The organism is Paractinoplanes durhamensis (assembly GCF_016862175.1).
GTDB classification, from domain to species: domain Bacteria; phylum Actinomycetota; class Actinomycetes; order Mycobacteriales; family Micromonosporaceae; genus Actinoplanes; species Actinoplanes durhamensis.
In genome coordinates this window covers 370,129-396,016 of record NZ_BOML01000013.1, presented here as the reverse complement: position 1 = coordinate 396,016, position 25,888 = coordinate 370,129, and the positions used below count along the sequence as shown (strand labels likewise).

At 68.5% G+C, this 25,888-nt stretch carries 24 protein-coding genes; 10 read left to right on the top strand and 14 right to left on the bottom strand.

All coding sequences use genetic code 11. From position 1 onward, the window contains the following. Nucleotides 1-19: 19 nt before the first annotated feature. A complete protein-coding gene (locus Adu01nite_RS08510) occupies nt 20-511 on the bottom strand; it encodes a hypothetical protein (RefSeq protein WP_203725976.1) in 492 nt (163 codons plus the stop codon). A 146-nt stretch (nt 512-657) separates the two neighbouring features. Here Adu01nite_RS08510 and Adu01nite_RS08505 point away from each other — a divergent pair, with 146 nt between their 5' ends. Next, nucleotides 658-1,713, top strand: coding sequence for a 2,3-butanediol dehydrogenase (locus Adu01nite_RS08505; protein ID WP_203725975.1), 1,056 nt, complete (start codon nt 658-660; stop codon nt 1,711-1,713). Here the strand turns inward: Adu01nite_RS08505 and Adu01nite_RS08500 are convergent. After that, nucleotides 1,704-3,497, bottom strand: coding sequence for an oleate hydratase (locus Adu01nite_RS08500; protein ID WP_203725974.1), 1,794 nt, complete (start codon nt 3,495-3,497; stop codon nt 1,704-1,706). The two genes, Adu01nite_RS08505 and Adu01nite_RS08500, sit on opposite strands and share 10 nt — an antisense overlap. A 79-nt stretch (nt 3,498-3,576) precedes the next feature. On the opposite strand from Adu01nite_RS08500, the gene Adu01nite_RS08495 reads away from it, so the two are divergent. The 6 genes from Adu01nite_RS08495 (at nt 3,577) to Adu01nite_RS08470 (ending at nt 8,260) form a co-directional block, all read left to right on the top strand. Next, entirely contained in the window at nt 3,577-4,125 is a 549-nt protein-coding gene (locus Adu01nite_RS08495) for a TetR/AcrR family transcriptional regulator (protein WP_203725973.1), read from the top strand. Nucleotides 4,126-4,167: 42 nt separating this feature from the next. Then, nucleotides 4,168-4,833, top strand: a complete 666-nt coding sequence (locus tag Adu01nite_RS08490; protein WP_203725972.1) for a response regulator transcription factor — start codon at nt 4,168-4,170, stop codon at nt 4,831-4,833. 70 nt (nt 4,834-4,903) lie between these two features. Next, nucleotides 4,904-6,115 carry a cytochrome P450 gene (locus Adu01nite_RS08485; RefSeq protein WP_203725971.1) on the top strand — a complete coding sequence of 404 codons (1,212 nt, stop codon included), beginning with the start codon at nt 4,904-4,906 and terminating at the stop codon, nt 6,113-6,115. Continuing rightward, nucleotides 6,112-6,309 (top strand): ferredoxin, encoded by a 198-nt coding sequence (locus tag Adu01nite_RS08480; RefSeq protein WP_203725970.1) that lies wholly within the window; start codon nt 6,112-6,114, stop codon nt 6,307-6,309. The genes Adu01nite_RS08485 and Adu01nite_RS08480 overlap by 4 nt, the downstream gene beginning before the upstream one ends. Then, complete coding sequence (locus Adu01nite_RS08475) at nt 6,306-7,451, top strand: NAD(P)/FAD-dependent oxidoreductase (RefSeq protein ID WP_203725969.1); 1,146 nt, start codon at nt 6,306-6,308, stop codon at nt 7,449-7,451. The genes Adu01nite_RS08480 and Adu01nite_RS08475 overlap by 4 nt, the downstream gene beginning before the upstream one ends. Beyond that, complete coding sequence (locus tag Adu01nite_RS08470) at nt 7,448-8,260, top strand: SDR family oxidoreductase (RefSeq protein WP_203725968.1); 813 nt, start codon at nt 7,448-7,450, stop codon at nt 8,258-8,260. Before Adu01nite_RS08475 ends, Adu01nite_RS08470 begins: the two co-directional genes overlap by 4 nt. A 4-nt stretch (nt 8,261-8,264) precedes the next feature. Here the strand turns inward: Adu01nite_RS08470 and Adu01nite_RS08465 are convergent, their stop codons facing one another. The 3 genes from Adu01nite_RS08465 to Adu01nite_RS48410 all read right to left on the bottom strand — a co-directional run bounded on the left by Adu01nite_RS08465 (nt 8,265) and on the right by Adu01nite_RS48410 (nt 10,374). Further along, nucleotides 8,265-9,122, bottom strand: coding sequence for a glycoside hydrolase family protein (locus Adu01nite_RS08465; protein WP_239132233.1), 858 nt, complete (start codon nt 9,120-9,122; stop codon nt 8,265-8,267). After that, entirely contained in the window at nt 9,119-10,102 is a 984-nt protein-coding gene (locus Adu01nite_RS08460; RefSeq protein WP_239132232.1) for a cellulase family glycosylhydrolase, read from the bottom strand. The genes Adu01nite_RS08465 and Adu01nite_RS08460 overlap by 4 nt, the downstream gene beginning before the upstream one ends. 146 nt (nt 10,103-10,248) lie before the next feature. Next, a complete protein-coding gene (locus Adu01nite_RS48410) occupies nt 10,249-10,374 on the bottom strand; it encodes a hypothetical protein (protein WP_275414627.1) in 126 nt (41 codons plus the stop codon). A gap of 90 nt (nt 10,375-10,464) precedes the next feature. On the opposite strand from Adu01nite_RS48410, the gene Adu01nite_RS08455 reads away from it, so the two are divergent. Further along, complete coding sequence (locus Adu01nite_RS08455; protein WP_203725967.1) at nt 10,465-14,412, top strand: beta-galactosidase; 3,948 nt, start codon at nt 10,465-10,467, stop codon at nt 14,410-14,412. A gap of 4 nt (nt 14,413-14,416) precedes the next feature. Here Adu01nite_RS08455 and Adu01nite_RS08450 read toward each other — a convergent pair whose 3' ends face one another. Further along, nucleotides 14,417-15,370 (bottom strand): NADP-dependent oxidoreductase, encoded by a 954-nt coding sequence (locus Adu01nite_RS08450; RefSeq protein ID WP_307836594.1) that lies wholly within the window; start codon nt 15,368-15,370, stop codon nt 14,417-14,419. A 165-nt stretch (nt 15,371-15,535) separates the two neighbouring features. On the opposite strand from Adu01nite_RS08450, the gene Adu01nite_RS08445 reads away from it, so the two are divergent. Continuing rightward, nucleotides 15,536-15,904 (top strand): winged helix-turn-helix transcriptional regulator, encoded by a 369-nt coding sequence (locus Adu01nite_RS08445; RefSeq protein ID WP_203725966.1) that lies wholly within the window; start codon nt 15,536-15,538, stop codon nt 15,902-15,904. 61 nt (nt 15,905-15,965) lie between these two features. On the opposite strand, the gene Adu01nite_RS08440 is transcribed toward Adu01nite_RS08445, so the two are convergent. The 7 genes from Adu01nite_RS08440 to Adu01nite_RS08410 all read right to left on the bottom strand — a co-directional run bounded on the left by Adu01nite_RS08440 (nt 15,966) and on the right by Adu01nite_RS08410 (nt 22,592). Beyond that, nucleotides 15,966-16,274 (bottom strand): hypothetical protein, encoded by a 309-nt coding sequence (locus Adu01nite_RS08440; protein WP_203725965.1) that lies wholly within the window; start codon nt 16,272-16,274, stop codon nt 15,966-15,968. Between the two features lie 6 nt (nt 16,275-16,280). Continuing rightward, on the bottom strand, nt 16,281-17,222 hold the full coding sequence (locus Adu01nite_RS08435) for a WXG100 family type VII secretion target (RefSeq protein WP_203725964.1): 942 nt from the start codon (nt 17,220-17,222) through the stop codon (nt 16,281-16,283). Then, complete coding sequence (locus Adu01nite_RS08430) at nt 17,222-17,437, bottom strand: hypothetical protein (RefSeq protein ID WP_203725963.1); 216 nt, start codon at nt 17,435-17,437, stop codon at nt 17,222-17,224. Before Adu01nite_RS08430 ends, Adu01nite_RS08435 begins: the two co-directional genes overlap by 1 nt. Beyond that, nucleotides 17,434-17,739, bottom strand: coding sequence for a type VII secretion target (locus Adu01nite_RS08425; protein WP_203725962.1), 306 nt, complete (start codon nt 17,737-17,739; stop codon nt 17,434-17,436). Before Adu01nite_RS08425 ends, Adu01nite_RS08430 begins: the two co-directional genes overlap by 4 nt. 27 nt (nt 17,740-17,766) lie before the next feature. After that, nucleotides 17,767-18,309 (bottom strand): dihydrofolate reductase family protein, encoded by a 543-nt coding sequence (locus Adu01nite_RS08420; RefSeq protein ID WP_239132231.1) that lies wholly within the window; start codon nt 18,307-18,309, stop codon nt 17,767-17,769. Then, nucleotides 18,302-19,249 (bottom strand): helix-turn-helix domain-containing protein, encoded by a 948-nt coding sequence (locus tag Adu01nite_RS08415; protein ID WP_203725960.1) that lies wholly within the window; start codon nt 19,247-19,249, stop codon nt 18,302-18,304. Before Adu01nite_RS08415 ends, Adu01nite_RS08420 begins: the two co-directional genes overlap by 8 nt. Before the next feature lie 196 nt (nt 19,250-19,445). Next, on the bottom strand, nt 19,446-22,592 hold the full coding sequence (locus Adu01nite_RS08410; protein WP_203725959.1) for a LamG-like jellyroll fold domain-containing protein: 3,147 nt from the start codon (nt 22,590-22,592) through the stop codon (nt 19,446-19,448). Nucleotides 22,593-22,907: 315 nt separating this feature from the next. Here Adu01nite_RS08410 and Adu01nite_RS08405 point away from each other — a divergent pair, with 315 nt between their 5' ends. Further along, nucleotides 22,908-24,704, top strand: coding sequence for an HEXXH motif domain-containing protein (locus tag Adu01nite_RS08405; protein WP_203725958.1), 1,797 nt, complete (start codon nt 22,908-22,910; stop codon nt 24,702-24,704). Here the strand turns inward: Adu01nite_RS08405 and Adu01nite_RS08400 are convergent. Next, nucleotides 24,676-25,800, bottom strand: coding sequence for an effector-associated domain 2-containing protein (locus tag Adu01nite_RS08400; RefSeq protein ID WP_498371275.1), 1,125 nt, complete (start codon nt 25,798-25,800; stop codon nt 24,676-24,678). The genes Adu01nite_RS08405 and Adu01nite_RS08400 overlap by 29 nt on opposite strands. Nucleotides 25,801-25,888: the final 88 nt, after the last annotated feature.

Below are 25,888 nucleotides of genomic sequence, written 5' to 3'. Positions count from 1 at the left end.
GGGCGACTGCTGCTTCGGGTCAGCAGTCGTCCTGGTGCCAGTTGCCGGCCTCTCGGGTCCATGGCTCGCTGTCCTGGTTGATGGCTTTCACGGAATATGTGTAGGTGACCCGGGCCAGGTCGCCGGAGACCTTTGCCGAATACGTCTCCAGGGGGAGCGCGCTGCCGTACAGGCCCTTGGCTGCGGTCACGATGCCGGTGAATTCGGACAGGGACGTGCGCTTCTGGCAGCGTACGGAAAGCAGTTTGTAGGCCTTTGTCGCCTTTCCGGTCAGGAACGCGTCGCTGTACGCCCTGACCGCGGTCTTCAGGTCGTCGCCGCCTTCAGCCGTCGGGGTCGCCGCCGACGTGGCGGCGGCGGGTGACGCGGCGGCGGGTGACGCGGGTGACGCGGGTGACGCGGGTGAGGCGAGTGGGGCCATCGGGGTGCTGATGTTTCCGTCGCTCTTCGCGCCGCAGCCGCTGATCAGGGAAATCGCGGCCAGGGAGGTCAAGATGATCTTGAATTGCATCGGGACATCCTGCGGCATCGGCCGCGGGCGATGGCATCCGGGCGGGTCTTTGTTCCCTGGGTGACGGGTCCTTCGGTCGATGATGGCGGCCTTCGTCCCGGATACTTTCCAGGGGAGGCGGATGCCTCGGAATCGGAGAGTCAGCCGTGAAAGCAGCAATCTTCCACGCCAGCAAGAACATCACCATCGACGACGTGCCGGTGCCGGAGTTGCGGGCCGGGGCGGTGGCGATCGATGTGGCCTGGTGTGGCATCTGCGGGACCGACCTGCACGAATACCTTGAAGGGCCGATCTTCATCTCGCCCGCGGGGCACCCGCACCCGCTCACCCGGGAGACCGCGCCGGTGACCATGGGGCACGAGTTCTCCGGGACGATCACCGCGCTCGGTGACGGCGTCACCGACTTGGCCGTCGGGGACAACGTCGTGGTCGAGCCGTATTTCGTGTGCGGTGACTGCGCGCCCTGTCAGGCCGGCAACTACAACCTCTGCACCAGCATGGGCTTCATCGGGCTGGCCGGTGGCGGCGGTGGTCTCAGCGAGAAGGTCGTTGTCGACCGGCGCTGGGTGCACCCGATCGGCGACATCCCGCTCGACCAGGCCGCGCTGATCGAGCCGCTGTCGGTGGGGCACCACGCGTTCGTGCGCAGCGGCGCCAAGGCCGGTGACGTCGCCTTCATCGCCGGGGCCGGGCCGATCGGGCTGCTTCTCGCGGCCGTGCTCAAGGCCGAAGGGCTCACCGTGATCATGAGTGAGCTCAGCAGCGCCCGGAAGGCCAAGGCCCGCGAGACCGGGGTGGCCGACCACATCCTCGACCCGAGCAGCGAGGACGTCGCGGCCCGGGTGCGGGAGATCACCGGTGGGGTCGGTGCTGACGTCTGCTTCGAGTGCTCCAGCGTCAACGCCGCGCTCGACCAGCTCTTCGATGCGGTCAAGCCGGCCGGTGTGATCGTCGTCGTCTCGATCTGGGGGCACCCGGCGCAGATCGACATGCAGCGCCTCGTGCTCAAGGAGATCGACCTGCGCGGCACCATCGCCTACGTGCGCGACCACCCGGCCACCATCCAGCTGGTGCACGACGGCAAGGTCGACCTGGCGCCGTTCATCACCGCCCGGATCGCCCTCGACGATCTGATCGACAAGGGCATCCGGACGCTGATCGACCACAACGAGACCGCGGTCAAGATCCTCGTTCACCCCTGAGGCGGCGTACGCCGTACGTCAGGAACGAGCTTGAACTCCAGCAGCAGTTCGCCGATCTCGGTGTCCTCCAGCTTGCGCAGCAAGCGCTTGTGGAGGAAATCCGGGCCGGGCAGCTCGAGCTCGTGGCCGTCCCGGAGCCGGCCGGTGGCGGCGAGCAGCGTGCGCACGTCGTAGGTGGACGCGAACACCTCCGGCACGCCCCGCTCGACCCCGAGCAGGGTGTAAACCGCTTCCATCGCGGTGCGCACCGAGTATTCGGTGGTGAAGATGCAGTCCCGCCCCGACTCGGCGAACTGCCCGATGAAGGCGAAATTCACCGATCCTTCGGGTACGACGTCGGGGCGGTCGCCGGCCTGGCGGGGCATGAAGAACGAGGTGACGTACGGCATCATCACCGGCACCGTCTTCGCCCCGGTGGCCGCCATCTCGGCGATGTCCTCGACCGGCACGCCGAGGTGGTACAGCCATTCCTGGGTGATCTCCTCGCCGGTGCACTCCTGCATGGTCTTGCCGACGAAGTCGCCGGGGCGGTCGACGAAGAGCGAGTAGATCCAGACCACGATCTGGTCGGCCGGCTGCTGCTTGAAGTGCGGCTGCCGGTTGACCGTCCAGCTCAGCAGCCAGCTCGAATCCTTGACGGTGACGATGCCGCCGGTGACCACCTTGCCGCTGAACGGGTCGCGCTTGCAGATCTTCTGGATGTAGTCGGGGATCCGCCGGTCGAGGGTCGTCACGGTGGCCGACTCCCACTTGGTCTGTGCGATGTGCGAGCCGAAGACGTCCGGCCGGCCGAACAGCGGGTCCTTGGCCGCGATCCGTCGCCACAGGTCCCACGCCGGCGCCGGGCCCTCGTCGAGCTTGGCGGGCGTGTGGTGGTCGCCGTTGTCGGAGTTCTCGGTCAGCGACCCGATCGTCATGAACAGCAGGTCGTCCGGGCCGAGGTCGGCTCCGCCGGCGGCGCCGTCCCGGAGCCAGTGCAGCCGGGTGGCCTGCCGGCGGCCGTCGGTGCGGTCGACGTCGAAGTCGACGTCGGTGACCTCGGTGTCGAAGTGGAAGACGACGCCCTGGTCGAGCAGCCACCGGTAGAGCGGCAGCACCAGCGACTCGTACTGGTTGTACTTGGTGAACTTGAGCGCGGTGAAGTCCGGCAGGCCGCCGATGTGGTGGATGAAGCGGTGCAGGTAGAGCTTCATCTCCAGGGCGCTGTGCCACTCCTCGAAGGCGAACATCGTCCGCCAGTACAGCCAGAAGTTGCTGTCCAGGAACTCGCGGCCGAAGACCTCGTCGATCCGCTTGTTCTCCATGTCCTCGCGCGTGGCCAGGAAGACCTTGATGATCTCCTTCTGCGCCTTGTCGGTCAGCGTGAACAGGCCGTCGGTGTGCGCGTCCTGCCCCTGCTCGACGGTGGCCCGCTGCAGCGAGAAGTTCGGGTCGTCCTTGTTGAGCCAGTAGAACTCGTCGAGGACGCTCGCCCCGGCGGTCTCGATCGACGGGATCGACCGGAACAGATCCCACAGGCACTCGAAATGGTCCTCCATCTCGCGGCCGCCCCGGATCACGAACCCTTTCCGCGGCTCCTTGATGCCGTCGAGGGCGCCGCCGGGCAGCTTGAGCCGCTCCAGGACGGTGATCCGGTCGCCGGGCATCTGACCGTCGCGGATCAGGAACGCCGCGCCGGACAGCGACGCGAGGCCACCCCCGACGAACCAGGCGGTCTTCTCCTCGACCCGGTCGGCCTTGCGCGGCCGGGCGAACGCTTCGTAGTTACCGCTGCTGTAGAACATCTCCGCTCCTCCGGGGTCCGTGCCAGTTACGCACCTGGCAGTAGCGAAACTCCCAGTAGCGATATTAGACTCCTCGATCATGAGCGACAACTCGGCCCGCCCGCGTGGTGGCCGCCCCCGCCGGGCCGGCGTCGGCGCCGCCGTGCGGCAGGCTGCGGAGGAGCTGATCGCCGAGCGCGGCTACGCGGGCACCACCCTCGATCTGATCGCCCAGCGGGCCGGCGTCGCCAAGACCACCGTCTACCGCCGCTGGCGGTCGAAGAGCCACCTGGCCATCGACACCCTGGCCGACCTGCTCGGCGACCCGCCCGCCGGGATCGATCTGCTGTCGCCGATCACCTGGCTCGCCGCGCAGGTGCGCGAGCCGAGCGTGCGCCGGCTGCTGGTCGGCCTGGTCGGTGAGGCCGGGCAGGACGAGAGCGTCCGGGCCGAGCTGCGGGCCCGCATCCGGGAGCCGTTCACCCGGCACCTCGTCGACGAGTTCGGGCTGTCCGCACCCGACGTCGACCTCGCGTTCGACGTGGTGGTCGGCGCCCTGCTGCACCGTCTCGCGATGACCGGCGAGCTCACCGACACCGACGCCCTCGCCGTCACCGACCTGGCCACCAGGCTCGTCTTCGGGCGCTGAGCCGATCGACCGTTCCCGATGTCTGCGCAGTAGGGTGTGGGGATGCCGGTCGAGCCGAACGTGCTGGTGGTCGCCCCGGATCACCGCGACCTCACGTCGCCGCTGAGCCGGCACGGCTACCGGGTCACCTCGACGGCGACCGGCGCCGCCGCGGTCCGGCTGCTCGACGCGCACGACGTCGACCTGGTCGTGGTCGATGTGGACACCCCCGACCTGCACGAACTCGCCCGGGGGCAGCGGACCTTCAGCGAACGCCCCCCGGTCCTGGCCGTCACCGCCTGCGAGTTCCTCGGTGACCTGGTGCCGGTGCTCGGCACCCGGATCGAGGACTACATCACCAAGCCGTGCCGCAGCGCCGAGTTGCTGGCCCGGGTGCAGGTGCTGGTGCGCAATCGGGCCGCGGCCGGCCGGGCCGACGTGCTGCGCCACGGTGACCTGCTGCTCGACGACGTCGTCTGCCGGGCCTGGCGTGCCGACCGGATGCTCGGGGTGACCCCGGCCGAATATCGGCTGCTGCGCCATCTGCTGCGCAACGCCGACCGGGTGCTGTCCAAGGAGCAGCTGGCCTGGCATCTGTGGGGCGAGTCGCGGGACGTCAACGCGATCGAGCGGATGGTCTCCCGGCTGCGGCAGAAGGTCGACCGGACGCCGCCCGCGCTGATCCATACGCATCGAGGATTCGGGTACCGGCTGAGCCTCGCGGAGTGACCCCCGTCACGTTCATGCGCTGTCAGGTCGCTGTCCGGATCGTGTCAGGTTGCCCTGCTGGGATGGGCGCATGCCTGAGACGCCCGACTACCCGGCGGCCCGCGAGCCGGGCTGCCCGTTCGCCCCGGCCGCCGCCGTCCGCACGATGACCAGGGACAACCCGGTCGGCCGGGTACGCATCTGGGACGGCAGCACGCCGTGGTTCATCACCCGGCACGCCGACCAGCGCGCCCTGCTCAACGACCCCCGGCTGAGCATCGACGAGAAGCGGGCCGGTTACCCGCACATGACCCGCGCCCGGGCGGCCTCCGCCCCGCACCATCCGGCGCTGATCACGAACACCGACCCGCCGGAACACACCCGGTTACGCCGTACGGTCAATGGGCCTTTCATGGTTAAAAGGGTGGAGGCTCTTCGGCCGCGCATCCAGGAAGTGCTCGACAGTCTCATCGACGACATGCTCGCCCTGCCTTCAAAAAAGGCCGACCTGGTGCAGGCGATCGGGCTGCCGGTGCCGACGCTGGTGATCACCGAGATCCTCGGCGCGCCCTACGCCGATCACGAGCTCTTCCAGACCACCAGCCACGTGCTGATCAGCCACGACTCGACGCCGGAGGAGGCCGCGGCGGCCGGGCGGGCGATCGGCGGCTACCTCAGCGACCTGCTCGACCGGAAGATCGCCGAGCCGGGCGACGACGTGGTGTCCGAGATGGCCGGCTGGGTCACCGCCGGGCAGATGACCCGACCCGAGGCGATCACCATGGCCAACGCGATCCTCATCGCCGGCCACGAGACCAGCGCGAGCATGATCTCGCTCGGCACCCTCGCGCTCCTGCAGAACCCGGAGCAGCTGGCGCTGTTGCGCGACAACAGCGACGACCCGAAGTTCGTCGCGAACGCCGCCGAGGAACTGCTGCGCTACCTGACCATCGTGCACAGCGGCATCCGGCGCATCGCGAACGAGGACATCGAACTGCACGACACGGTGATCAGGGCCGGCGACGGCGTCATCTTCGACCTGGCCGCGGCCAACTGGGACGACGCTCAATTTCCGGAACCGGACCGCCTCGATCTGCGCCGCCCGGCCCGCCAGCATCACGCGTTCGGCTTCGGCGCCCACCAGTGCCTCGGCCAGTCGCTGGCCCGGGTCGAGTTGCAGATCGCGTACGGCACGCTCTACCGCCGCATCCCCACGCTCGCCCTCGCGGTGCCGTTCGAGGAGGTGCCGTTCGCGATGGAGGGCGTCGCCTACGGCCTGAAGTCGCTGCCGGTCACGTGGTGAGGATCGAGTTCGACGAGCCGCGGTGTGTCGCGGCCGGTCAGTGCGCGATGGTGGCCCCGGAGCTGTTCGATCAGCGTGACGACGACGGCGTGGCGATCGTCCTGAACGCCTCGCCCGGCCCGGACCAGCAGGACGATGCCCGCGAGGCGGCGGCGGTGTGTCCCGCCGCGGCTATTCGCCTGGTGGCGGAGTGAACCGGATCGTCATCGTGGGTGCCTCGGCCGCCGGCCTGACGGCGGCGGAAACCCTGCGACGCGAGGGCTTCGGCGGCACGATCACGCTGATCAGCGAGGAGAGCGATTTACCGTACGATCGTCCGCCGCTCTCGAAGCAGGTGCTGGCGTCCACCTGGGACGCCGACCGCCTGTCCTTGCGCACCGATGAACAACTGACCGCGCTGAAACTGGACCTGCGCCTCGGCACCCGGGCCACCGGTCTGTCGGAGCGGGAGGTGTGGCTCGCGGACGGGACCGGGGTGCCGTTCGACGGGCTGATCGTGGCGACCGGGGTGCGGCCGCGCCGGCTTCCCGGGGCGTCCGCGCACGTCCTGCGTACCCTCGGCGACGCCCTTGACCTGCGCCGGACCCTGCGCCCCGGCACCCGGCTGGCCATCGTCGGCGCCGGGTTTCTCGGCGCCGAATGCGCCGCGGTGGCCCGCGGGCTCGGCTGCGCGGTGACCCTGCTGGAGCCGGCCCCGGTGCCGCTCGCCCACGCGATCGGCGACCAGGTGGGCCGGTTCCTCACCGCGGTGCATGAGGAGAACGGCGTCGACCTGCGCACCGGCGTGACCGTCACCGCGGTCACCGAGAACGGCGTGCAGCTCGGCGGCGGTGAGTCCGTCGAGGCCGACGTGGTGCTGGTGGCGGTCGGGTCGGTGCCCAACACCGAGTGGCTCGAGGGCAGCGGCCTCACCCTCGACGACGGCCTGGTCTGCGACCAGTACTGCGCGGCCGCGCCGGGCGTCTACGGCGCCGGCGACGTGGCCCGCTGGCACAACCCGCTGTTCGGGCTGTCGATGCGGATCGAACACCGCACCAACGCCGCCGAGCAGGGCATGGCCGCCGCCCGCAACCTGCTCAACCCCGGTATGCCATTCGCGCCGGTGCCTTACTTCTGGTCCGACCAGTACGACCTGAAGATCCACGCCTACGGCTACCTGCGCGGCCACGACGAGGTGGAAATCGTCGAGGGTTCGCTCGCGGACCGGCGCTTCCTCGCTGCGTACCGCACGGACGATCGCCTGGTCGGTGTCCTCGCCGCCGGCATGCCGCCCAAGGCCATTCGCCGGTGGCGGCACGCCATCGCCACCGGATCCAGCTGGAAGGATGTTCGATGACAGTCGTAGTTATCACCGGCGCCGGCGGCATGGGCGCTGCCGTGGCCCGTCGGATCGGTGCCGGGCGCACGCTGGTCCTGGCCGACGCCGCCCCCGAGGCGCTGGACCGCTGCGCCGAAGCCCTGGAGGCCGAGGGCTATACGGTGAAGACGCACGTCACCGACGTGTCGGACGCCTCGGCGGTGACCAAACTGGCCTCGGCTGCGGCAGCCGAGGGCCCGTTGACCGCGGTCGTGCACACCGCTGGCGTCTCGGCGGCCACCGCCACCACCCACCAGATCATGCAGGTCGACCTGCTCGGCACCGCCCACGTGATCGACGCGTTCGAGCAGGTCGCGACCGGCGGAACGTCGTTGGTCTGCATAGCGAGCATGGCCGGCCACTACGCGACGCCGACCCCTGCGCAGGAAGCCGCGCTGGCCACCACCCCCACCGCCGACCTGGCGGCCCTGGACGTGGTCCGGTCGGCGGGCGACGACCCGATCGCGGCCTACATCCTGGCCAAGCGGGCCAACCAGTTGCGGGTTCAGGCGGCCGCCCTGGCCTACAACCGCCGGGGCGCCCGGATCAACACGGTCAGCCCCGGCGTGATCGCCACCGCGATGGCCAAGGCGGAACGCGAGGGCCCGGCCGGCGCCCACATGATGGCCACGCTGGACGCCTGCGGCATCGGCCGGGCCGGCACCCCCGGCGAGCTGGCCGAGGCGGTTGCCTTTTTGACCGGTCCCGGTGCGCTCTACATCACCGGGACCGATCTGCTCCTCGACGGTGGCCAGGCCGCGTGGTTGCGCTGGCACCGCCCGCGGTAGGCGCTTACTTGGCGATCGCCGTCCCGTGCCGGCAACCGGAACAGGTGACGGCGGTGAGGCTCGTCCAGGTGTTGAGGTCGGTGCTGGTGGCGGTCCAGATGTTGCCGCCGGTGCTGTACTTGTCGACGTAGATCCGCCAGCTGCCGTTGTCCAGCTTGACCAGCGACGGGCCCTCGTAGCCGGAGGCGAACAGGGTGCCCTTGTTGACCCAGCCCGTGGTCAGGCTCGCGGTGGTGGTCCAGTGCTCGATGTACTTGCCGGTCTCGTCCTTGACGAACGCGTGCCAGGTGCTGCCCGACTTCAGCACGTAGGCGTCGATGTGGTTGGTGCCGAGGCCCCACATCTGCGACGGCCCGCTCCACGAGGTCAGGGCGGTGTTCTGGGCGGTGTAGACGTACGGCCGGAAGCAGGCCGAGCAGGTGCTGGCCGCGACGTTGGTGATGATCCGGACCGTGCTGCCCTCGACATAGAATTCCGGAGCCCAGGTGTACGCCGTGTTGGCGATCCCGGACGGGATGCTCGCGATGTTCGTCCAGCTGGTGAGGTTGCTGCTGGACGCGATGTTGAAGTAGGTCGAGTTGGTCGTCCACGACTGCACCGTGTAGGCGATGTAGTAGATCCCGTTGTATTTCAGGATGCTCGGGTCGCGCAGCACCCCGGTCGGGCCGTGGAAGTTGGTGTCGGTCAGCACGCTGTAGCTGGTGCCGCCGTTTGTCGACTGGTAGATCCAGAGTTCCTCGTCGGCGGCCGCGTCACCCTTGAAGGTGGCGTAGATCAGCGTGGTGGCCGCGGCGGCCGGCTGCGGCGGAGCGGCCAGGACGGCGAGGAGCCCGGCGAGCACGAGGGCGAGAAGGCGCTTCACAGCCCCCACCCCCAGCGCAGCTGTGCGACCCCGGAGGCGTTGTTGACGGCCAGCCCGGTCCCGCTCTGCCGGGTGATCGAGTAGGTGTCTCCGGAGCGCAGGCCGGGCCAGTAGACGATGCCCATCTGCCGGGCTCGGGTGAGGTCGGTGGTGGCGGCGAAGTACGAGGTGAACACGTTGCCGTCCTGATTCTGGCCGCCCGTGTAGGTCAGCCCGGTGGTCATCGGGGAGCCGGCCTCGTCGATCACGGTGCGCGACGAGTAGGAGCCGAGCCGGTTGCTGAGATTGGTGGTCCACGCGGCCCGGGTGGTGTCCGAGGCCCAGAACCCGTAGAAGTGCAGCGAGAGCAGGGTGCCGCTGAGCGCGCTCGCGGCGCCGACGCCGGTGACGTTGTCGTTGTAGCCGGTACCGCTGATCAGGACCCGGCCGCGGGGGATGGCCGAGTGCCGGGACAGCCAGGTCGAGCAGAGCGACACCCAGGAGCTGAGGCTGTAGCCGAACGGCTCGTTCATCGGCTCGAAGTAGACGTTGGCGTTGCCGGCGAAGTCGCTGGTGACCTTGTCCCACATGGTGTTCCAGGCGGCGGTGTCGTCGACGAGGCCGTCCTTGGCGGTGTCCGCCTCCCAGTACGACACGATGACCTTCATGCCGTGCGCGAGGGCGGAGTCGAACGCCCCCTTGTAGCTGGCCCACCAGGTGCTGTTGACGCTCTGCGGGTTGATCGGGAGCCGGACCGTGTTGGCGCCGAGCAGGTTCTGGAAGCCGGTGATGATGCCGTCCGCCTTGGTGTAGACGGTGCTGTAGCTGTCCGCGGCGGTCAGGCCGGTCGGGATGACCCAGCCGTTGACGTAGTTGTCGCGGGCATCGGCCCAGTTGACCCCGCGGAAGCTGTTGGTGGCGGCGGAGGCTTCCCCGGCGGTGACGGCCACCGGGACGGCGACGGCGATGGCGAGGGCGGCGGCGAGTAGTGCGCGTTTCATGGAGCACTCCAACCATGGCGAATGTTTACGTAAACATCGTGCTGGGGGAGCAGTGGATGCACACGTACGGGGGATAGCTCGGCACGTCATCTCGACGTATCGGAGTTGCTGAATCTTTACGTCGAGATGACGTGCGTGTCAAGAAATCAAGACGCGGCCCGCGCGATCCGGATCACCCGGTCGTCGAGGCCGGTGGCGACGATTTCCCGGTTGCCGAAGTCGAAGCTGGGCGTCGCCGCGTCGGCCGGTATCGCCAGGGCAGTGATGAACATCTATATTACTGCGCCGCTTGTGGACGATAGATATCGAAAGATATCGTTCGGTCTTGTGGGAGTGTGTTCGCCGGTGGGTGGAGGCTACGGATGACTCGATGGCTGCGCGCGCTCCTGATCCTGTTGCTGATCCCCGTGGCCCTGCCTTCGCCGGCCGCGGCTGCGCCCCCATCGCATACGGTCACCTTCGACGGCTACTCGTTCCTCGTCGACGGGCAGCGCACCTACCTCTGGGCGGGGGAGTTCCACTACTTCCGGCTGCCCAGCCCCAGCCTCTGGCTGGACATCTTCCAGAAGTTGAAAGCGGCCGGCTTCAATGCCACCTCGCTCTACTTCGACTGGGGCTACCATTCGCCGCGACCCGGGGTCTACGACTTCACCGGCGTCCGCGACGCCGATCTGGTGCTCGACATGGCCGAGCAGGCCGGCCTCTACGTCATCGCGCGCCCCGCGCCGTACATCAACGCCGAGGTCGACAGCGGCGGCCTCCCGGTCTGGCTGACCACCAAGGACGAGCAAAACCGAAGCAACGACCCCAAATTCCTTGCGTACGCCGATGAATGGCTCACGCAGATCGACAACATCGTGGCCCGTCATCAATTGACCAACGGCACCGGGTCGGTCATCGCCTACCAGGTCGAGAACGAGTACTACAACGGCAGCGCGGCTGCCCGCCTCTACATGCAGCACCTCGCGGACAAGGCCCGCGCCGACGGCATCACCGTGCCGTTGACCGGCAACAACAACGGGACCTTCAACGAGGGCGTCGGCAAGCTCGACATCGATGGTCCCGACTCGTACCCGCAAGGCTTTGATTGTTCGAATCCGACGGTCTGGCGCGGGGTGCCGGACATCAGCTACGACCATCCGGCCGGGCGGCCGCTCTACACGCCCGAGTTTCAGGGCGGGGCCTTCGATCCGTGGGGCGGGCCCGGTTACGACAAATGCGCGCAGCTGATCAACGACCAGTTCGCGAACGTGTTCTACAAGAACAACATCGCGGTGGGGTCGACCGCGCAGAGCTTCTACATGACCTATGGCGGCACCAACTGGGGCTGGCTCGGCATGCCGCAGAACTACACGTCCTACGACTACGGCGCGGCCATTCGCGAGACGCGGCAACTGGATCCGAAGTATTACCAGGACAAGCTGATCGGCTACCTGACCCAGTCACTTCCGGACCTGACGAAGACCGACCGGATCCCGGTGACGCCGCCCGATGCCGCGGCGATCGTCGACACCGCACGCCGCAATCCCGACACCGGCGCCCAGTTCCACGTGCTGCGGCACAACGACTCGACGTCGACCGCGGTCACCCGGACGCACCTTTCGATCGACTTCAATGCGCGGGCGACCACGTCGTACACCTATGACGATGTCGACCCGGCGCTGCAATACGCCGGTGCCTGGTCGCACGTGGCGAACGAGAGCTACACCGGAAGCGACTACCTTCATACCGAGTCGTTCTCCAACGTCGCCGGGGATTCGCTGACCGTTCCGTTCGCCGGCACCGCGATCCGGTGGATCGGCTCGAAAACCAGTAACCACGGACTCGCCGACGTGTACGTCGACGACGTCAAGCAGGCCACCGTCGACGCATCCGGGGGAGCCGCACAGGCAGTTCTCTTCCAGGCGACCGGTCTCGCCGACGCGCCGCACTCCTTGAAAATCGTGGTGACCGGCACGCACGCATCGGGATCCACCGACAATTTCGTCGCGGTCGACGCGATCGACCTGCCCCCGGCCGTGGCCACCACCGAGCCGGTCTATTCGACGGTCCCGCAGAAGCCGGGCACCGCGATCACGCTCAACGGCCGCGATTCCCGCCTCCTGGTCGCCGACGCGAAGCTCGGGCAGACGCAATTGCAGTATTCGACCTCGGAATTGCTGACCCAGGCCGCGATCGGGGCGCAGGACGTAGCCGTTCTCTACGGCGATCCCGGCACCGACGGCGAGACCGTTCTGCGATTCGCGACCAAACCGGCGGTGCGGGGCGCGGTCGAGGAGACCTGGGATCCGGCCACCGGCGATCTGCGGCTCAACTACACGCATGGTGGTCTGACCCGCGTCGTTGTTTCCGAGGCGGGCCGGCGACCGCTGCTCCTTCTGCTGGCCGACAAACCGACCGCGGAGACGTTCTGGCGCCAGGACACCGCCGCCGGGCCGGTGCTGGTGCGCGGCACCCATCTGTTGCGGACGGCGGTTTCCCACGGCCGGACCCTCGAACTGACCGGCGACAACGGGACCGACCCGACCATCGAGGTCTTCAGCACGGCCTCTTCGGTCCGATGGAACGGTGCGGCCATTTCCCATGGCACCATCCCGACCGCCGCGCCCGTTTCCCTGCCCGCCCTGACCAACTGGAAGCACCAGGCCGAATCGCCCGAGGCTCAGCCCGGATTCGACGATTCGGCGTGGGTGGTCGCCGACAAGACGACCACGTTCAGCATCACCGGCCCGGGTGCGCTGCCGATCCTCTACGCCGACGACTACGGATTCCACACCGGCAGCACCTGGTATCGAGGTCGTTTCCCGGCGTCGGCCGGCGTCACCGGCGTACACCTCACCTCCGATTCCGGCGGCGGCGCGCAGGCCTTCTCGGCCTGGGTCAACGGCGTGTTCCTGGGTAGTTCGACGACCGGCGCCGGCAATTTCCCGTTCCCGGCCGGCAGCCTCAAGCCCGACGGCGACAACATCGTCTCGGTGCTGACCGTCAACATGGGCCACGAGGAGGACTACAACTCCAGCAACGGCAACAAAGCGGCGCGCGGCTTGACCGGCGCCGCGCTGATCGGCGCCCCCACCACCCCGATCACCTGGCGGCTTCAGGGCGCACGCGATGTCGATGCGGTCCGCGGGCCGCTGTCCACCGGCGGACTGTTCGGCGAGCGCGCGGGTTGGCAGCTACCCGGTTTCGACGACCGCCGCTGGGTTATGGCATCGCCCGACCGGGACACCACTCCCGGCGTTTCCTGGTATCGCACCACTGCGGATCTGCACCTGCCGAAGGGGCAGGACACGTCGATCGGCGTGACATTCACCGACGACCCGTCCCGCCGCTACCGGGCCCAGCTGTACGTGAACGGCTGGATGCTCGGCAATTACGTCAACTACCTGGGTCCACAGCACACGTTCCCGATCCCGAACGGCATTCTGAAGACCGACGGCCGCACCACGATCGCGATAGCGGTCTGGAACCTGGACGGCTCGACCGGCGGCCTGGGCCAGGTGTCCCTGACGAATTACGGAAGCTACGCGTCGTCCCTGAAGGTGCACGATGTGGCGAGCCCTGGTTATGACGCGCGCAAGTATGCGATCCCGCCGCCGCCGAAGGTGACGGTCAATCTGCGGGTGCCGCCGAGCGTCCAGCCCGGCGTCCCGTTCACCGCCACCGCGCAGGTGACCGGCTCGGCGCACGCCACCGCCACGCTGACCGCACCGACCGGCTGGACCATCCGAAGGCTCACCGCCCTGACCTGGGAGGTGACCCCACCGACCGGCACCCAGCCGTCGACGGCGGCGCTCACCGTGACCGTCCCCTACCGGGGCGGAACCGCCCGCGACGAACGGATGGTCGGTTACTACGTGCCACCACCCGCGGGTTCGGTGGCGGTGAGTGACCTGCCGTTCCTGTCCTCGACCAACGGCTGGGGCCCGGTCGAACGAGACACCAGCAACGGCGAACAGCCATCCGGCGACGGCAGGCCGATCACCATCGCCGGCCAGGTCTACCCCCGGGGCCTGGGCACCAACGCGGTCAGCGACGTGCAGGTCTACCTGGGCGGCAGGTGCACTCGCTTCACCACCGCCACCGGCGTCGACGACGAGCAGAACGGCGCCGGCACGGTGACCTTCGAGGTGCTGGCCGACGGCCGCCCGCTGGCGACAACCCCGGTCCTCCGTGGCCACCAGCCCGCCACGACGATCGACGTGGACGTAACCGGCGCCCAGGCCCTGGAACTGGTCGTGGGCGACGGCGGCGACGGAAACGGCAACGACCACGGCGACTGGGCGGGGCCCACGTTGACTTGCGGCTAAGTCGTCAGGCCGCACGGATCGTCAACACCAGTTTGCCGGTGACGTGGTTCTGCTCGCCGAGTCGATGTGCTTGGGCCGCCTGCTCAAGGGGGAAGGTTTTCTCGACCGCGACGACGAGTTCCCCGCTGTCGGCCAGGTTCGCCAGTCGATTCAGGCCGGGGCCGTCCGGGTCGACGAGGATCGCCGGAGTCACCCTGATCTGACGGTCGCCGGCCTTGGCGGCAAGGTCCGGCGGGACGATGGGGGCGACCTGGACAAAAAGGCCGTTCTTCTCGAGTACGTCCAGGGATCGGGTGCTCGTCCGGTCGTAGCCGTCGCCGACGAGGTCGATGACCACGTCCACCGGGTCGATGGCGTCTTCGAAACGGACGGCGGTGTAGTCGACGACTTCGTCGGCCCCGAGTTCACGCAGCCAGTCGTGTCTGGGGGCGCGGGCAGTGGCGATGACGTGCGCGCCGAGGTGTTTGGCGATCTGCACCGCGAGATGGCCGACACCGCCGCCGCCCGCGTGGATCAGCACCCGTTGACCGGGGCGGACATCGGCGGCGTCGGTCAGAGCGTGCAACGCGGTGAGGCCGGCGAGTGGCATCGCAGCGGCATGCACGTGGTCGAAGGCAGCCGGTTTGCGGGCGAACTGCCGAGCCGGTGCCGCCACGTACTCGGCATAGGCGCCGCCCGGACGAGGGAACCACACCAGGCCGTAGACCTCGTCCCCCGGGGCGAGCAGGTGCACTCCCGGGCCGGCCTCCTCGACGGTTCCCGAGACGTCCCAGCCGAGAATGTGCGGCGGATCGCCGAACGCCGCAGCAGCCGGGGTGGGAAATCCCGCGCGCGTCTTCCAGTCGACCGGGTTCACTCCAGCGGCGTGCACCCGGACCAGGACGTCACCGGGCAACGGCCGGGGACGGGCAACCGTCGCCATCCGCAATACCTCAGGACCGCCGAACGCCTCCACCACGACAGCACGCATCACGCCGGCGTCCTGAACTCCCGTTGACTTCACTTCAGCCCACTTCCGATGACCATGCGGGGTGTCGTCGAGAACGGTAGGCGCGGCTGCCGGGTCACCCGCAAGGGAACCCACTATCATTTGGATAGCCATGCAGCTCAGGAGGGGTTCTGGATGACAGCGGCCTGCCGCACGGGAGAACACGACAAGCACGACGTCTACGCCGTTCTGTGCCCATGCCGGGACGTCTTCGAGGTCCTCACCAACAAGTGGTCAGCGCTGACGATCGGTGCCCTCGCCGACGGACCCCAGCGTTACACCGCTCTGCAGACTCGCTTGCAGGGAGTCAGCCCCAAGGTGCTCAGTGCGACCGTACGGCGCCTGGAGGCGTACGGATTCCTCACTCGCACCGTCTACCCGGCCGTGCCGTCCCACGTCGTCTACGAACTCACCGACCTCGGCCACAGCGTCTGCGCGCCGCTGGCCGCACTCAGCGACTGGGTGGAGGAGCACGTCGACCGCATCCGCGCCGCCGCAAAATAGCGACCCGGGCCGCCCTGGTGGATCGGCGCGGTCAGGGTGCGGGGCAGCGTCGAAGGAGCGCTCAAGAGGGCCAGGCGTCCGGGATCAGCTCGATCTCCGGCATCCCCGCGGGACGACTCTCGAACGGATGAACCTCGGCACCCGGCGGGATGCCGGCCCGGCCGAGCCAGATGCCGTGATGGCACCGGTCGCACCAGGCCGTCACCGAGCCGGTGCGGCTGTCGGGATAGCCGTAGAAGGTCAGGCGGATGTGGCCGCCGTCGCCCTCCGGGCACGGCACCTCGACCGGCTGGGGAAAGGCCTCGAACACCCGGAGAAAGGCCTGATACCAGGACTCCCAGCGACGTTCCGCCTCCGTCATCTCCGGCATCCGCGGTCATTCCCCCTCGAGTAGATGCTTGTGTTCCTGCCACCAGCGTTCCTCATGGGCATACGCCCGCGCCTCATAGGCGCGCCGGGCGGCCTCGGTCCACGGGAACGGCAGGCCCTGCCGCAACTCGTCGAGGTGGAACCGCTCGTGCGCGAGGGTGCGGGCCAGCTGCTCCTCATCCATGAACGCGTCCCGCGCCAGCTTGATCTCGCCGTCCGGCATGGTCGCACCGTAGAACTCCTTGCCCGGTCCGCCGCCGCGCCGGAACTTGTCGATGCTGAGCTGCACGCCTTTCATGTCGATGCCGTACTTCTTCGCCAGCGCCAGCACATTGTCGCGGCTCATCAGGATCTTCCGGCCGTTGCGGACGATCCCGTCGCCTTCTCGGAGGAGACCGTGCTCCAGCCCGCGCGATCCGCGCAGCCGGGCGATCAGATCCTGGATGATCTCGCCGAGCTTGCGCATCGCCGAGCCGAGGTTGCGCAGGCTGGAGAGCAGGTCCCGGAGCCAGCGGGCGATCTTCGCGGCCCAGGAGGCACACAGCGTGGCCACCTGCTCGACCACCACCGGCGTGGCCGCGCCGAGCGTGGCGATCAGTTCCCCCGCGTAGACGATCAGCCGCGAGACCACCGTGGCGATCGCATCCCGCACCATCATCCGCACGGCGGCGATCAGCATTCCGGCGCCCTCGGTGATCAGGGCCATCGTGTCGGCGGCCTTGACCAGCGCGCGCATCGACTCCTCGCGCTGACCGGCCCAGGTCCGGTAGGCGTCGGCGGCAGCCCCCTGCCACTCGGCCAGGTCGAACCGGACCGCCCGGACCAGCTGGTCCGACTCGGCCCGGACCGATGCGGCGACGTTGCGCCAGGTCTGGGCATGACCGGCGATCGCACCCGGGTCTCCGGCCAGCCAATCAAGGGCCTCGGAGAGCGGCTTCACGTGTTCCATCAGCCACGCGATGCCGTACTGCAGGAGAGCGCCGACCGGGTCGTCACCAGGGCCAGACCGTCGAGGCCGACGCCGACCGCCCCCAGGGTGCCGTCCACCCAGCTGCGGTTCTGCACACCCTGGGCGATGAGCTCGATGTCCTCGGCGATCCAGACCCCGGCCCAGGCCGATTTCGGCTGCTCGACGGGGCCGGCAACCAGCGGGTTGCCGGTCATCCGGCGCCCTTGAACGAGTCGGCGCTGAAGGCGTCGGAAGCCTCGTACTCAGCGGCGGTGACGCGCAGTTTTGCGCCGGTGTCCCGCAGCGACTCGGCGCACTCGTCCAGGCCATCGACCAGGATGTCGTGCAGTAGGTTCAGCATCGTCGGCACCATCACGCAGAGCTGCCCGTACGCCCCGTCGTCGGCGCGGACCGCACGACCGGCCCCGGCCGCCGTCGACACCTGGTCGGCGATCGCCTCGACGTGGCCCGCGTGCGTGACCAGCGCGTCGTGCCGCACGCTCACCTGATCGGACAATGGAGGCACCTCCTGCCTCCGCCCAAGCTAACGAGGCTGGTCAATGTCCGCGTTGGTGCGGATGACCTCGTAGTGGGCCATGACGAAGGCTGCGTTGCGGGTGGTTTCGCGTAGGCGCAGGTCGAGGCGGCGGGGGAGCAGCGGGGCGCCCGCCCCGAGCGTCACCGGGGCGTAGCTCACCATCAGCTCGTCGAGCAGGCCCGCGTCGGTGAACTGGCCGGCCAGGTCGCCGCCGCCGACCACCCACACGTTTCTGCCGTTTGCGGCCTCGGTGGCTGCGGCGTGCACCTCGGTTGCCGGGGCGCTGGTGAAGCGGATGTCGGCGCCGTCCACTCCGGGCAAGGTGCGGTGGGTGAAGACCCAGGACGGCTGGGTGTACGGCCACTTCTCGCCGGTGCCGGCCTGGTGTTTCACCAGCCACTCGTATGTTGACGCGCCCATGATGACCGCGCCTGCCTCGGCGATGAAAGCGTTGTAGTTCATCGGGCCGTTCTCGTCGATGTCCTGCTTGAGCAGCCAGTCCAGCGAGTCGTCGGGGTCGGCGATGAAGCCGTCCAGGGTGCTAGCCACGTAATAGATCGTCTGGGCCATCAGATGTCGTCTCCTCGTTGCGCTGGCGGCGTAGCCACATGATCGGGTCGCCCGGTCCCACCGGGTGGCCGGCGGTGCGCAGCATGAGCCGCGCCAACTGGCGGCGGTGGGCCGAGTAGGTCAGGACGTGGGCGACGACGCTGCTGATCACGAAGCTCTCCGGTGGCTCGCACAGCGCGTCGATCAGCCGGTCGCCCCACGCGCCGCGGGCGTCGAGGTCGCGCACCATCGCCAGCCAGGCCGCGCCGGCGACCTCGTGCCGCTCGATGAGCTCGGCGACCGAAGAAGGCCGGCCGCGCGAAGGGGTGTCCCGGCCGTCGATGGAGGCGAGCCAGGTCTCCTTGGTGCGGACCAGATGGTGCAGGACGTCGCCGATGGTCTCCTCGGGGCCGTCCCACTCGAGCACCACCGCCCCGGGCAGGCGCACCTCGGACAGCTCGGCCTCGGAAAGGCCGGTGGCGAAGGAGAGGAGCGCGGCCGTGTCGTCGAGGTCGTGCCGGACGAGCTGCGAAGTGAGCGGGTTCGTGGTGTGCTCGTTCGCGTCGACCCACAGCGAGAGCGGCGGGTGGAAGTGGATGCCGTTCGGCGCCGGCAGCCAGTGCCGGGCGGCGGGCCGGCTCGGTGGGTGCCCGAATGCCCGCGAATAGGCGCGGGAGAACCCCTCCGCCGAGTCGTACCCGGCCGCCCAGGCCGCGTCGGTCACCGCCGATCCGTTCGACAGCTGCCAGGCGGCCCGCTCCAGCAGCACCCGCCGCCGCATCGCCACCGGTGACTCACCCGTCCCGCGGGCCAGCATCCGGCTGAAGTGAAACGGCGACGAGAACGCGTCGCCGGCCATGTCGTCCAGCGAGCGGGACTCGCCGTCGGCGAGCACTGCGTCGAGGAGCTCGCGGAGCCGATCCCGGCCAACGTTGGTCACCGTTGAATTGTGGTGCCCGGAGCCACCCGGAACCTGACAGTTCTTGCTCTTCCCGGAGACCCCCGAATGGCGCGGCGAGGCCGGAACCAGACTGACGCCGGGGGAGGGCCGGGGATGGACTCCAGAGTGTCCCCTGTGCTCGGCAGGGGAACCGGTGACCAACGGCCCGCCCCGCGAGGGGCGGGCCGGATAACGGTCAGGCCGCGTAGAGCGCCGCGACCTCTGCGTCGCTCAGGCTCCGCTGGTAGACGTGGACGTCGTCGACCGAGCCGGACCAGTAGTCGGTCCGGTTGCCCGCGTACTTCGCCCGCCCGATCGACAGCGGACCGGTGCTCACCACGTCCGGCCCGGCCGGTACCGCGGCGGCTCGCTGCCCGTCGACGTACAGCCGCACCTCACCGCCGGCGTGATCCCGCACGCCGACCAGGTGGTACCAGTGGTTCAGCGCAGGCGTGATCGCCAGCCGGGCGCGATTGCCGCCCGGCGTGCTGAAGGCGAAGGCCCCCTGGCCGTACTGCAGATAGAAGGGATTTTCGGTGGCCCGGCCGTCCTGGCTGACCGCCGAGGCGTAGTTGCCGGGCAGCTTGTCGAGCGTGACCCACGCGGCGACCGTGTAGTCCTTCGTCGTGTCGAGGACGGGCGCCGCGGTGTCGGCCGAGTCGCCGTCACCATCGAACTTCAACGCCTGCCCGTGTACGCCGTCGGTCCACGTGGTGTCGCCGCTCAGCGTGAGGTCGGCCTTGCTGCCACTGGTGTCCTGGGTCGTGCCGTCTAGCGCCCAGTCGCCCCGGCCCGGGAACGTCGCGTCCGCCCCGGCCGCGGCCCCAGCCGCGATGACCTGCGCATTCACCGCCCGTACCTCAGCGGCGTTGACCTTGATCTCGCGCCGGTCGTAGGTCCAGAGGCCGTTGAGCTCGGTCTCCAGGTCGGTGATCTGGGTGTAGACCGAACCGGACAGCTCCGCCCCGGCCGCTTCGAGGTAGAAGCGCGAGGTGTTGTCCACATACTTCGCGGTCAGCGCCGCCTTGTCGGCCACCCCGCTGTAGATGACCGCCGGCGTGCCGGGCCACATGTGACCCGGGGTTCGCAAGGTGAAGCCGCCGTGCTCGCCGTCCATCGCGATCCGGGTCGCGTCCGGGTAGGCCGGGTCGTTGTTGACGTAGTCGTGGTGGTCGATCACGTCGCCCTTGCCCGAGTCACCCTTCGACGAGCAGCAGTTGACGCCGCTGTGCGCGTTGACGATGCGCGACGGGTCAGCCGCCTTGACCTGCTCGGTGATCTGCCCGGTCGCGGTCCGGTCCCATTCGCCCCAGCCCTCGTTGAAGACCACCCAGCCGATCACCGACGGGTAGCTGTGTAGCTGCCGCATCTCCTCGAGGCCCTGGCTGAGCCACGCCTGCTGACCGGCCACGCCGTCGATGTCGGCGGACACGAAGTCCTGCCACACCAGCAGCCCGACCTCGTCGGCATGCCGGTACCAGCGGGCCGACTCGACCTTGATGTGCTTACGCACCGCGTTGAAGCCGAGCTTCTTCGTCTCGACCAGGTCGAACCGCAGCGCCGCGTCGCTCGGCTGGGTGTAGAGCCCGTCCGGCCAGAAGCCCTGGTCGAGGGTGGCGAGCGAGAAGATCGGCTTGCCGTTCAAGACCAACTTCGGAAAACCGCCGACCTTTTGTACGCCTACCGTGCGCAACCCGAAGTAGCTCTTTACGGCGTCAGCGCCGAGGCGAACGTCCAGGTCATAGAGGTACGGGTCGTCCGGCGTCCACAGGTGCGGATTGGCGACCGTCAGCGTGAGGGGAGTGTTGGCCACGCCGCTGACCGTGCCGACCTTCTTGCCCTTCTTGTCGTAGGCGGTGGCGGTCACCCGGGCGTTCGGCGTGGCCGAGTTGACCTGCACGTTCACCGAGGTGAGGGTAGGGGTCGTGACGACCTCGTCGATCGAGGCCGGCGCGACCGGCTCCAGCCACACGGTCTGCCAGATGCCGGAGGACGGCTCGTAGACGATGCCGCCCGGGTTCAGCGACTGCTTGCCCTTGGGCTGGTTCGGGCCGGTCTCGTCGGTGACCGCGACGATGATCTCCTGCTGGCCGCTAGGCTTGAGCGCGCCGGTGATGTCCGCGGTGAAAGCGGTGTAGCCACCGGTGTGTTCGGCCACGAGCGTGCCGTTGACCCAGACCTCGGCCTGGTAGTCGACCGCCCCGAAGTTAATTTTGATTCGCTTTTTGCACCAGTCTTTCGGCACGGTCACGAGTTTGCGGTAGAACATGTGCGACTCGCGCCGCTCGATGCCGGACAGCTGCGACTCGACCGGGTACGGCACGGTGATCGTCTCGGCGAGCCTCGTCCCGAAGGCAGGTTGCGCACCCGCGGCGGCGCCGGCGAACTCCCACGGCCCGTTGAGGTTGAGCCAGTCCTTGCGGACGAGCTGCGGCCGGGGATATTCGGGCAGCGGGTGCTTCCTGTCGACCTTGTCGCCCCACGGCGTGGTGAGCCGGTGCGTGGAGTTGTTGGTCGCCGAGCGGATGACCTGCGGGACCGTCTCGGTGCCGACGACCAGGCCGCCGGTCCCGTCGTAGTTGACCTGGACCTTCTGCCCCTTCTGCACGGGCTGGCCGAGGGTGATGGTGATGCGAGTCCCGTCGCGCCGGGCCGACTTGATCGGGAACGGGGTGGTGTCGACCTCGACGGTGGTCTTCGCGGCGAACTCGCCGAGCGTGGTCACCGTGGCCTCGAAGGCCGCGGTCAGCGTCGTGCCGGCCGGGTCGACCGTGAAGTCGACCGGGAAGATCTGGAAGCCGTCCGGCGGGGTGAACGCCGATTCGGGCACGATCTGCTTGGCGAGCCCGGCCGCCGCCCATCGCAGGAACAGGTTGGCACCGCCGACATCCTGGAACATCTCGATGCGTACGACGTGGGCCTCACCCGCCACGAGATGCACCGGGGCGCTGTTCTGCTCGACGTCCCAGTCGCCGACCCAGTGGTCGATCACCGGCTGCTCGTCCAGCGAGAACCGGAACCCGTTGTCGCCGATCATCGAGAACGTGTAGTCGCCGGTGGCCGGGGCGGTGAGCTTGCCGGTCCAGCGGGCGGTGGTGTGCTCGGTGCGCCCGGTCAGCGACTGGAACGTCCCGACCAGCCCGCCGAGATCGATGTTCGGGTCGAGCACGATCCCGCCGAGCTCCGCGAAGTCCCGGGCGCCGGGCGCCGACATCCGGAAGTACTCGCCCTTGAGCCCATGCACATCGGCGGCGGCAGCGGTCGCGACGCCGGCCGGCGCCACCAATATGGACAGAACCATCAGGGCGGCAAGCAGTAGTGGTCGCAGGGGTGATCGCAGCATCGAGTGTTTCCCTTCGATCAACGACGCGTTGCGAGCACATTTACGCATAGACATCCGTGATGTCAACAGAAAGAAACAAGTGCAAACATTTCCGCTAAGAGTCTGCCCGGACTTACCAACGCCTCCCTGCGGAGAGGGCCGCTCGCACGGGGAGCCGCCGTGGTGTGCGAGGCCGGCAAGGCCGGCGGCACGAGGCGGTCGCCGTGGTGCGGGCCGCGCCCGGAGCCCATTTGTAGCAATCGATCGGAAGGGGCCCTGCGCTTAGAGTGGCCATGTGGGAGCTGTCTGCTCAGACTCGTGCTTGGAGGGGCCTTGATGTTGTCGGCGAACCACCGCATCAAGGACTCGCATGTGGATCTGCTCTGCCATGGATACGGGAGTGCGGATCTGACAGATGCACTGTGGCGAACCGAGTTCAGCCGGCGTCTCCTGCTCCTCGGCGCCGTCGTGGACCTCGTCACGCACCGGCCTGATCTGCTCGGACCGTTGCCGCCGCCGGCCACCTCGATCGAGATGCTGATGGAGATCGACGCCTCGGATCGGGCGATGTTTCGAGAATTGCTGTTGCATCCGCAGGTCGGGAGCTGGGCTGCTTACCTTCTGCGCCGCGCTCGCGGCCTCGTGACGTCGCCGTCTCCGCTGTGGGTTGATGCCGGCGTTCTGCATGCCCTGGCGTTCGTCGGCGCGGTCCGTCAGGGCCGCAGCTGGGCCACGGCTATTCCGGTGCGTGATGGCAAGGTGATGCTGCCCGGCTTGGGCATGGCGGTGTTTTCGGACCGGGCGGCGTGGGGTGTTGCCGAGGCTGAGACGGATGGCCATCAGGTGACGCTCCATCGCCGTGGGCAAGACTTGACGGTCGCAGCTGACGGCCGAAGCTGGTCGGGGGATGGCGACTGGTGGGAGCTGCGCCGGCTTCGGGTCGGCTCCGATCCCGTCATGGAGGTGACACTCGACGACATCGATCTGTTTCGTGACCTTGGCGATCCGGTCGAGCCGCAACGGCTGTCGATGGCCGATCACGAGCGGTGGGGGTCCCTCTTGTCCGAAGCCTGGGAGATCCTCTGCGCGCATCACCGGGCCTCTGCGGAAGCCATGGCCGACGGTGTGGTTTCCCTTGTCCCCCTGAGCGACAACGGTGTGGGCGAGACGCGGAGCGCGTCGACCGGTGAGGCTTTCGGTAGCGTCCTTGTCTCCCAGCCTGTCGATGCCCGGGCCTTGGCCGTCGCTCTGGTCCACGAATCTGCGCACATCCGGCTAGGTGGTCTTCTGCATCTGCTGCCGGCAACCTCGGGCGTTCAGCGGGAGAATCTGTATGCCCCCTGGCGGGACGATCCGAGACCGTTGGCCGGTCTGATCCAAGGAATATATGCATTTGTTGATATATCGGACTTCTGGCGTGTCCAGGCAGGCCTGAGCCAGTCACCGGCCGACGAGTTTGAATATGTTCTCTCGCGCCTTCAGGTGGAACAGGCTCTCCGTGCGGCGGCCGGCTCGGATGGACTTACCCGCCTCGGTGAGCGCCTGATCAACGGCTTGGCCGACCGCGTCGCCGGGTGGAAGCTCGCCCCGACCACCGAAACCGCGGTACGCGCGGCCGAACTGGTAGCTTCCGCTCATCGCACGGGTTGGCGCCTCCGGCATTTGAGCCCGGCGAAGGACACCGTGGATCGGCTCGTCGTCGCCTGGTCGAGCGGAAAGGATGCGCCGGTCCTGGATCCTGGATATGTCGTCGTTGCGGGTCAGCGGCAATGGTCCCAAGGACGGCTCGCCCTCGCCCGCAGATGGGTGATTCGAGGAGACGTGCCTCTTACGGATCGCCTTCGCGCGATGGGGGTGGACGACGCGGACGCGAACCTCCTGCACGCGGAGCGCGCTGAGGCCGCCGCGGCTTTCACCCGCCGTCTGCTCGATGACCCGGACGACCTCGACGCGTGGAGCGGTCTCGGCTTGGCCGTCGATGGGCCGGCGGCAGCAGTCCTCCGTGAGGATGCCGCCCTGGTCCGGGCGGTGCATCGTGGTACCCGCAACCCTGCCCCGGACCCGTCGGTCCTGGCGGAGTGGCTGGCACGGGCGAGCCGTACGGCTACGCCCGGCTCCAGTTCTGCCGGATGACGGCAGCCAAGGCGCCGAACTCCGGCGAGTCCTCGCCGAGCAGCACGCACAGCGAGTCCAGGAGGGCCTCTCGTCCGCTCGGATAGCCCGAACAGGTGCTGACGATGGAGATGACGTGGATCCGGGGAGTCGAACTGTAGGGGACACCGGACCGGATGTAGGCGGGAAGCAGGTCGATGAGCTGCGACCTGGTGTGTTCGTCCCGTACTGCCCGACTGCCGAGGAGCGCCTCGACGATCCGCGGCAGTCCATCCACGTTCCGGTTGCCGCCGGCCCGCGTCGGCGTCGAGATCTCCGGCATGAGCGCTCCCAGAAGAGCGTGCAGATAGGCCGTCGAGGCTGCTGCGGCATGTCCATGCCAGCGGTCGTCCTTTTTCTGATCGGCGAGGTCGGAGATGGCCCGGACGACGAAGAACTCACGGCCGCAGAGTCTTGCGGCGGTGGCCACTCCGGACGCCTCCATCTCGAGCGCGATGATCCGGTGCCGGTGTGCGAGGCCGTCACGCAGGATGGCGTCGCGGAGGAGGATGTCGGCACTGCCGATTGCCCCGCGATGGACGGTCGTGGTTTCGCCTCCACTCGGCCGCCGGAAGGCGACGTTGCTTCGCTCCAGGGTGGCGAGCGTGGTCAGCCACGGGCGGTGTCCATGGATCTCGTGCTCCGCAAGGCGGTTGTCGGCATCGAGGACGGCGGCCGAGACATCGCCAAGCGGACGCCGTAGTTCGGTACCTTCGCCGGTCACCCTCAGGTGCGAATAGTCGACGACACCCTCGGTAGCGCTGACGATGTCACCGAGGCCCAGGCCCGCGTCCGGAATACCGGCCGCTATGCCGGAAACCATGATGGTCCGGACCGAGGGGAAGGATCGGACGAGGCCGATCACGGTGGCAGCCGCGTCCCGAGTCCCATCCCGGGTCAACTGTGTGGCTACGACCTGATGCGGCGTGTCCGGGGCGGCACTGGGAACGCTGCCGACGCAGTAGAGCTTTTGATCACCCTGCATGTGCTGATCGTGCGCGCCTTCCAGCACCTTCCGGACCGGCGCGTACTCGATCGCCAAGGCCGTGACGATCCCGATTGTTATGTCACCCGGCATGTGCGAAGACCCCACTCACCCATACTAATTCCCGCCGGATCATGTATCACGTCGATCATTATCGAGATTGCTGCCGCCCCGAAGCGAA

What these genes read in the sequence shown, in the direction of transcription:
- Adu01nite_RS08405 (WP_203725958.1), top strand. Translation starts at nt 22,908, where the DNA reads ATGTTGTCGGCGAACCACCGCATCAAGGACTCGCATGTGGATCTGCTC.
- Adu01nite_RS08430 (WP_203725963.1), bottom strand. Translation starts at nt 17,437, where the DNA reads ATGACCGGCAACCCGCTGGTTGCCGGCCCCGTCGAGCAGCCGAAATCG.
- Adu01nite_RS08400 (WP_498371275.1), bottom strand. Translation starts at nt 25,800, where the DNA reads ATGCCGGGTGACATAACAATCGGGATCGTCACGGCCTTGGCGATCGAG.
- Adu01nite_RS08410 (WP_203725959.1), bottom strand. Translation starts at nt 22,592, where the DNA reads ATGCTGCGATCACCCCTGCGACCACTACTGCTTGCCGCCCTGATGGTT.
- Adu01nite_RS08455 (WP_203725967.1), top strand. Translation starts at nt 10,465, where the DNA reads ATGACTCGATGGCTGCGCGCGCTCCTGATCCTGTTGCTGATCCCCGTG.
- Adu01nite_RS08460 (WP_239132232.1), bottom strand. Translation starts at nt 10,102, where the DNA reads ATGAAACGCGCACTACTCGCCGCCGCCCTCGCCATCGCCGTCGCCGTC.
- Adu01nite_RS08435 (WP_203725964.1), bottom strand. Translation starts at nt 17,222, where the DNA reads ATGGAACACGTGAAGCCGCTCTCCGAGGCCCTTGATTGGCTGGCCGGA.
- Adu01nite_RS08490 (WP_203725972.1), top strand. Translation starts at nt 4,168, where the DNA reads ATGCCGGTCGAGCCGAACGTGCTGGTGGTCGCCCCGGATCACCGCGAC.
- Adu01nite_RS08485 (WP_203725971.1), top strand. Translation starts at nt 4,904, where the DNA reads ATGCCTGAGACGCCCGACTACCCGGCGGCCCGCGAGCCGGGCTGCCCG.
- Adu01nite_RS08495 (WP_203725973.1), top strand. Translation starts at nt 3,577, where the DNA reads ATGAGCGACAACTCGGCCCGCCCGCGTGGTGGCCGCCCCCGCCGGGCC.
- Adu01nite_RS08510 (WP_203725976.1), bottom strand. Translation starts at nt 511, where the DNA reads ATGCAATTCAAGATCATCTTGACCTCCCTGGCCGCGATTTCCCTGATC.
- Adu01nite_RS08500 (WP_203725974.1), bottom strand. Translation starts at nt 3,497, where the DNA reads ATGTTCTACAGCAGCGGTAACTACGAAGCGTTCGCCCGGCCGCGCAAG.
- Adu01nite_RS08445 (WP_203725966.1), top strand. Translation starts at nt 15,536, where the DNA reads ATGACAGCGGCCTGCCGCACGGGAGAACACGACAAGCACGACGTCTAC.
- Adu01nite_RS48410 (WP_275414627.1), bottom strand. Translation starts at nt 10,374, where the DNA reads ATGTTCATCACTGCCCTGGCGATACCGGCCGACGCGGCGACGCCCAGC.
- Adu01nite_RS08440 (WP_203725965.1), bottom strand. Translation starts at nt 16,274, where the DNA reads ATGCCGGAGATGACGGAGGCGGAACGTCGCTGGGAGTCCTGGTATCAG.
- Adu01nite_RS08470 (WP_203725968.1), top strand. Translation starts at nt 7,448, where the DNA reads ATGACAGTCGTAGTTATCACCGGCGCCGGCGGCATGGGCGCTGCCGTG.